The organism is Chamaesiphon sp. GL140_3_metabinner_50, from assembly GCF_025361915.1.
Classification (GTDB): Bacteria; Cyanobacteriota; Cyanobacteriia; order Cyanobacteriales; family Chamaesiphonaceae; genus Chamaesiphon.
On the sequence record NZ_JANYJC010000341.1, the window covers coordinates 1 to 5,151 of the forward strand.

At 47.7% G+C, this 5,151-nt stretch carries 6 protein-coding genes; 2 read left to right on the forward strand and 4 right to left on the reverse strand.

Annotation, left to right across the window (positions count from 1 at the left end; translation table 11 throughout):
- From Q0R35_RS16815 to Q0R35_RS16830, 4 genes are all read right to left on the reverse strand, one after another.
- Nucleotides 1-2,948, reverse strand: a 2,948-nt coding sequence (locus Q0R35_RS16815) for a cobaltochelatase subunit CobN (RefSeq protein ID WP_295621042.1), incomplete at its 3' end; no start/stop codon positions are given.
- Between the two features lie 142 nt (nucleotides 2,949-3,090).
- A complete protein-coding gene (locus Q0R35_RS16820; protein WP_295621045.1) occupies nucleotides 3,091-3,324 on the reverse strand; it encodes a hypothetical protein in 234 nt (77 codons plus the stop codon).
- Complete coding sequence (locus Q0R35_RS16825) at nucleotides 3,311-3,583, reverse strand: BrnT family toxin (RefSeq protein WP_295621048.1); 273 nt, start codon at nucleotides 3,581-3,583, stop codon at nucleotides 3,311-3,313. Before Q0R35_RS16825 ends, Q0R35_RS16820 begins: the two co-directional genes overlap by 14 nt.
- Complete coding sequence (locus Q0R35_RS16830) at nucleotides 3,580-3,810, reverse strand: hypothetical protein (RefSeq protein WP_295621051.1); 231 nt, start codon at nucleotides 3,808-3,810, stop codon at nucleotides 3,580-3,582. Before Q0R35_RS16830 ends, Q0R35_RS16825 begins: the two co-directional genes overlap by 4 nt.
- A 339-nt stretch (nucleotides 3,811-4,149) precedes the next feature.
- Between Q0R35_RS16830 and nth the strand changes: the two genes are divergently transcribed.
- Nucleotides 4,150-4,812 carry an endonuclease III gene (gene nth, locus Q0R35_RS16835; protein ID WP_295621054.1) on the forward strand — a complete coding sequence of 221 codons (663 nt, stop codon included), beginning with the start codon at nucleotides 4,150-4,152 and terminating at the stop codon, nucleotides 4,810-4,812.
- A gap of 19 nt (nucleotides 4,813-4,831) precedes the next feature.
- Nucleotides 4,832-5,151, forward strand: a 320-nt coding sequence (locus tag Q0R35_RS16840) for an RsmD family RNA methyltransferase (protein WP_295621057.1), incomplete at its 3' end; no start/stop codon positions are given.

Consider the following 5,151-nt stretch of genomic DNA (forward strand, 5'->3'; position numbering starts at 1 on the left):
CGATCGATCAGCACTTCTGCGGCTTTGCGTCCCAGACACCAGGCGGTTTCGGTGGGGACAGCGCGGATATCGACGGAGTAGAAATTTCGTCCGGTGGGGAGGACTTCGGGTTTGCCGCGTGTGGGTGCGCCGGATGCGCCGCTGGGGATGTATTCGCCGTTTAAGCCGCGCAGGAGGTTTGTCATTTCCTGGGGGGTTTGGCGGAGTGCGGGGAGGAGTTTTGTGGCAATCCAGTTTAGTTCGGCTTGGGTATGGGTGCCGACGGTTGGGGTTTGACTGGTGAGGATAGCAGAGACTAGTTCTGCGGCGTGATGTTCGAGGATTTCTACTGCATCGCCGATGATGCGACAGGGTTTGGTTGCTAGCTTCGTTTCAGCATCTGAATCCCCCCTAGCCCCCCTTGGAAAGGGGGGAATCGGATCTAGATCTGTGCGGGAATCTATGTTCCTAGTCCCCCTTTTGAAGGGGGATTTAGGGGGATCTCCAGGGTTATCGGATCCCACAAATTCTTCACCCAAATTAGCCGTCAATGGATCGAAATCCCATTTCCAATCTAGGGCAATTGCACGAGTTAAACCCAGTCTGTTTGCATTCGGATTACGCGCGATCGCGACAACAAGATCTCGTAATTGTGTATTCTGGGGACACTGCCCAAATATATGCAAACCGTCGCGAATTTGGGCTTCTTTCAGTTCGCATAAATAACCATCAGCGGTGTTTAGAAATTGGGTGAGGAGCGCGTCGGAACCCACCCCCCCCTTGCTTTGTACGCCCTCCTGGGCGGGGATTTCGATGGCTAGGGTTTCGTGGAGGTGTTCTTGGTGGATGAGGGCGATTAATCGATCGCGAATTACTGGCATTCGTGATGGATCTAAGGTTTGGGCTTCATAATATTCATCGATCAAACCCTCCAACTGATTTAAACCGCCGTAGAGTTCTGCTCTAGTCATTGGCGGCGTGAGATGATCGAGAATTACGGCTTGGGTGCGGCGTTTTGCTTGGGAACCTTCACCAGGATCGTTGACGATGAAGGGGTATAAATGGGGCATGGCTCCGAATACAGCTTCGGGATAGCAATTTTCTGACAGAGCGACGCTTTTGCCGGGGAGCCATTCTAAGTTACCGTGTTTGCCCACATGCACGATCGCATTTGCACCGAAATTCGATCGAACCCAGTGGTAGAAGGCGACGTATTGGTGGGGTGGCACTAAATCGGGTGCGTGGTAGTTGAGGTTGGGATCTTTGTCGTAGCCGCGTGCGGGTTGGATGCCGACGAAGACATTGCCGAATTGGATGCCGGGGATGGGGTAATTAATGGGTTGCGGAGATGGTGAATTCCCCCTAGCCCCCCTTAAAAAGGGGGGAACCGGATTAGCTTCTAGATCTACGCTCGAATCTGTGTTCTTAGTCCCCCTTTTGAAGGGGGATTTAGGGGGATCCACCATCTCCGCTTTCTCCAATAACGATCGATCGTTTAAAGCCCCCCTTGGAAAGGGGGATTGGGGGGGTAATCCATCAACTTCTCCCCACCTCTCAATAATCCCCGCCTGCACTAAAATCGGCAAAGTCTCAAAATGCGATCGATACTCCTTACCATCCAACGACTGACGCGCCTTTCGCCAGCCATCGCCTTCAGGATCGTTAGTCACTCCCGCCGTTAATAACTTAATCAACTCCCCATTATCAGCCGGAATATCCCCAACCTGATAACCCGCAGCCTTCAGCGCGTGCAAGATTTCCACACAACTTTGGGGCGTATCCAAACCCACCCCATTCGCCAACCTACCATCACGAGTCGGATAATTAGCCAGAATCAGGGCTACCTTACGATCGCATACTTCCGTCCGCCGTAGTTTACTCCAATTTAGAGCCAATTCTGCCACAAATTCGACTCGATCGGGCACAGGCTCATACACCAATACATCCGTCTGAAGTGCCGAGTTCTGAGTTTGCACCGCCTTAAACGAAATCGCCCGCGTAATAATCCGCCCATCCACCTCTGGGAGAGCCACATTCATCGCCATATCGCGGGGTGTCAAACCCTGCCAACCAGACTCCCAAAATTCCTTCCCCGCACCACTCAAAATTACCTGAAAAACTGGTAAATTCAGCGTCGCCCACAAACCAACCTGGGGCGTATCCGCATCCAAACTTGCCAGGGAAAAACTCGTCGTATTGAGTAAAACATCCACACCCTGCTGACAATAACTAGTTAACACCCCGGCGACCACCGGATCCTTGAGCGAAGACACAAAAATTGGCACCGGAGTCAGGTTTCGATCGACCAAAGCTTGACATAATGCCTCGATCGCAGCTAGATTCCCTGATAGATAGTGCGCCCGATAGAAAATAATCGCCGCCCCGCCCTGTAACGGCATTCCCTCCGGCAACCACCGCACCTCATCATAAATCCCCACGCGAGGCACAACTTCAGGATCGCGATATCCACACTCCAAATCCAACCACCGACTCGCGATAAAATTCAATAGCTGACGGTAATTATCTACCCCACCCTCGATGAGATATTTCCACACTCGATCGACATCCGCCAAACTCGCTGTAGAATGGCTCATCAACGTCGGATCGGGGCGATCGTCACCTGGCAGAACGATTAACACCGCTCCCGTCTGTCTGGCAGTCTCCTGGACGACTTCTAGCCCATAACTCCAGTAAGATTGACCCCCAATTAACCGGATGATAATTACCTGCGCCGCCGTCAATACATCCTCAGCATAAGTATCGATCGTCAATTGCTGCTGCAACTGCAACAAATTCACCACCCGCACCTGAGGAAAATCCGCTGATAACTGGGCTGTGGCGACTGCTAATGTCTGAATATCAGTATCGGCGGCGGTAATAAATGCGATCGGGGCTGGCTGTTGTTCGACAAAAATGACACCTTCAGCCGCAGGATTCCAACCACCCGGTATTGTAGCGAGACGATGCATCGAATTTCACCCTGACAGACAGCACCTCATTGTAACGAACTTGCGATCTGGTGATAGTTGAGTCTCAATCTTCTCATTGAATACTTCAGCGTTACCAAGCCCGATTACCTCGATCGAGAGCGTTTAAACTCGATCGATTGTTTTACTCGAAAGTTGCAGAATTCTTGCCTGCCTGACGTTGGGAGATCTGAATTAATAATCGTAACGCCTCATTGACATCATCAGCACTCGGAAACATTTCCGCCACGTCTGGTTCCAGCCTAACTATTGCACTACCGAAGCTTTTTCGTCCAGATCCTAATTTTCTGACTCTCAAACTCTTCAGATCGTATTCTGGCAAAAGTTCATCATCTAATTCTGATTTATCCTTCTTCATAAACTTCCCTCTCAGTACGTGTTACTTCTCTAGCACTAATTAGTCTAATTAAATTGCCTCTTTCTGTATAAGAAGCAATTAATAAACGTCTCTGTTTAGACTCTCCCACGATTAGATAACGATCCTCATCATCAGAATGTGCTGGATCGTAGAAATCAACATAGAGTGGATCGTCAAAGACTGTTTTTGCTTCATCGAATGATACTCCATGTTTAAGTAGATTATTGGCTGCTTTATTTTTGTCCCAATCGAATCTCATAACCTGTCATAGTCCATCGGTACTGACTTGCCCTCTACAATTTCTTGCTTCGCTTTTCTAGCAGCCGCAACTAAACTAGTGTGAGATTTCTGAAAGGAAGAATCCCATTTTGCTTCGTCATCTAGATCGGCAATATATTCACGAATATGCTCAGAAACCCGCTCTTGCAAATCGTCGGGCAGAGACTCGACCATTTTAACAATTGTTGTGATGGCAGCAGAAGACATACGATTGGGGATAAGTATACCAAGATTATAACTCCATCCTTACTAATGGAGCGAATCTCGAAGATTTATCTAATATAAAACCGATTGTTTAGCTCGATCGAGAGCACCTAAACTCATTGGCGTAGCCTCCGCTTTGTGAAATCGATCGAACCACTAACTAAATATATTTAGACATCCCAGCAGCCGTTTTCTGTGCTGCTGCGTAGATTTTTAGTGCCGCCGCCATGTGTTGTTCTGACTCTTCGCCTTTCGATCGAAACCATTGCAAAGTTTCTAAATAACCTTGTTAATATTATAAAATGGAAATCTAACAAATCGCTATCTAACTAAAAATCCGCAATGAGTATCGATCGCAAGTGGACATCTAAGAAGAAACGAGCATTAGAAGTTCTGCTCAGATTGAAACGGCTTTATCCCGATGCTACCTGTAGTTTGGACTATACAACACCCGTTCAATTATTAGTGGCAACGATTCTTTCAGCGCAATGTACCGACGAGCGGGTGAATAAAGTAACACCAGCATTATTCGCTAAATTTCCCGATGCGCGATCGATGGCGGATGCCGATATTTTAGATATTGAAAAATTGGTGCGATCGACTGGATTTTATCACAATAAAGCTAAAAATATTCAAGGTGCTTGTCGGAAGATAGTTGAGGAATTTAATGGTGAAGTACCGCAATTAATGGAACAGTTATTGACTTTACCTGGCGTAGCGAGAAAAACAGCCAATGTGGTTTCGGCTCATGCTTTTGGCAATATTCAAGGTGTGACTGTCGATACTCATGTCAGACGACTAACTAATCTAATTGGTTTGACTAAACATCAAAATCCGATTAAAATCGAGCAAGATCTGATGAAGCTTTTGCCCAAAGTGGATTGGGAAAACTTTTCGATTATGACGATCTATCATGGTCGAGCTATTTGTAATGCGAGAAAACCTAATTGTCCAGATTGTGAGTTAGCCGAACTATGTGCTTCAGCTAATCGAATCCGGAGCTAGTAATTGAGGGGAATTATTAATGAGTATTAGAATCTATGGAAATCGAGAGCTGAAAACGTTGCCGGGATTGGAAACTAGACCGACACCAGTGCGGGTGAGACAGGCGGTGTTCAATATTTGGCAAGGATCGATTTCTGGTTGTCGCTGGCTGGATTTATGTGGGGGTAGTGGTGCGATGGGTGCAGAGGCTCTGTGTCGAGATGCTCGGATGACGATCGCGATCGACAAATCGAGTGCAGCTTGCAGTATTATCGAGCAAAATTGGCAAAAAGTAGCCAGCGCGTCTCAGACTTTTCAAGTTTTGCGCGGCGATGTTGTGGATCGATTGGTAGACTTAGC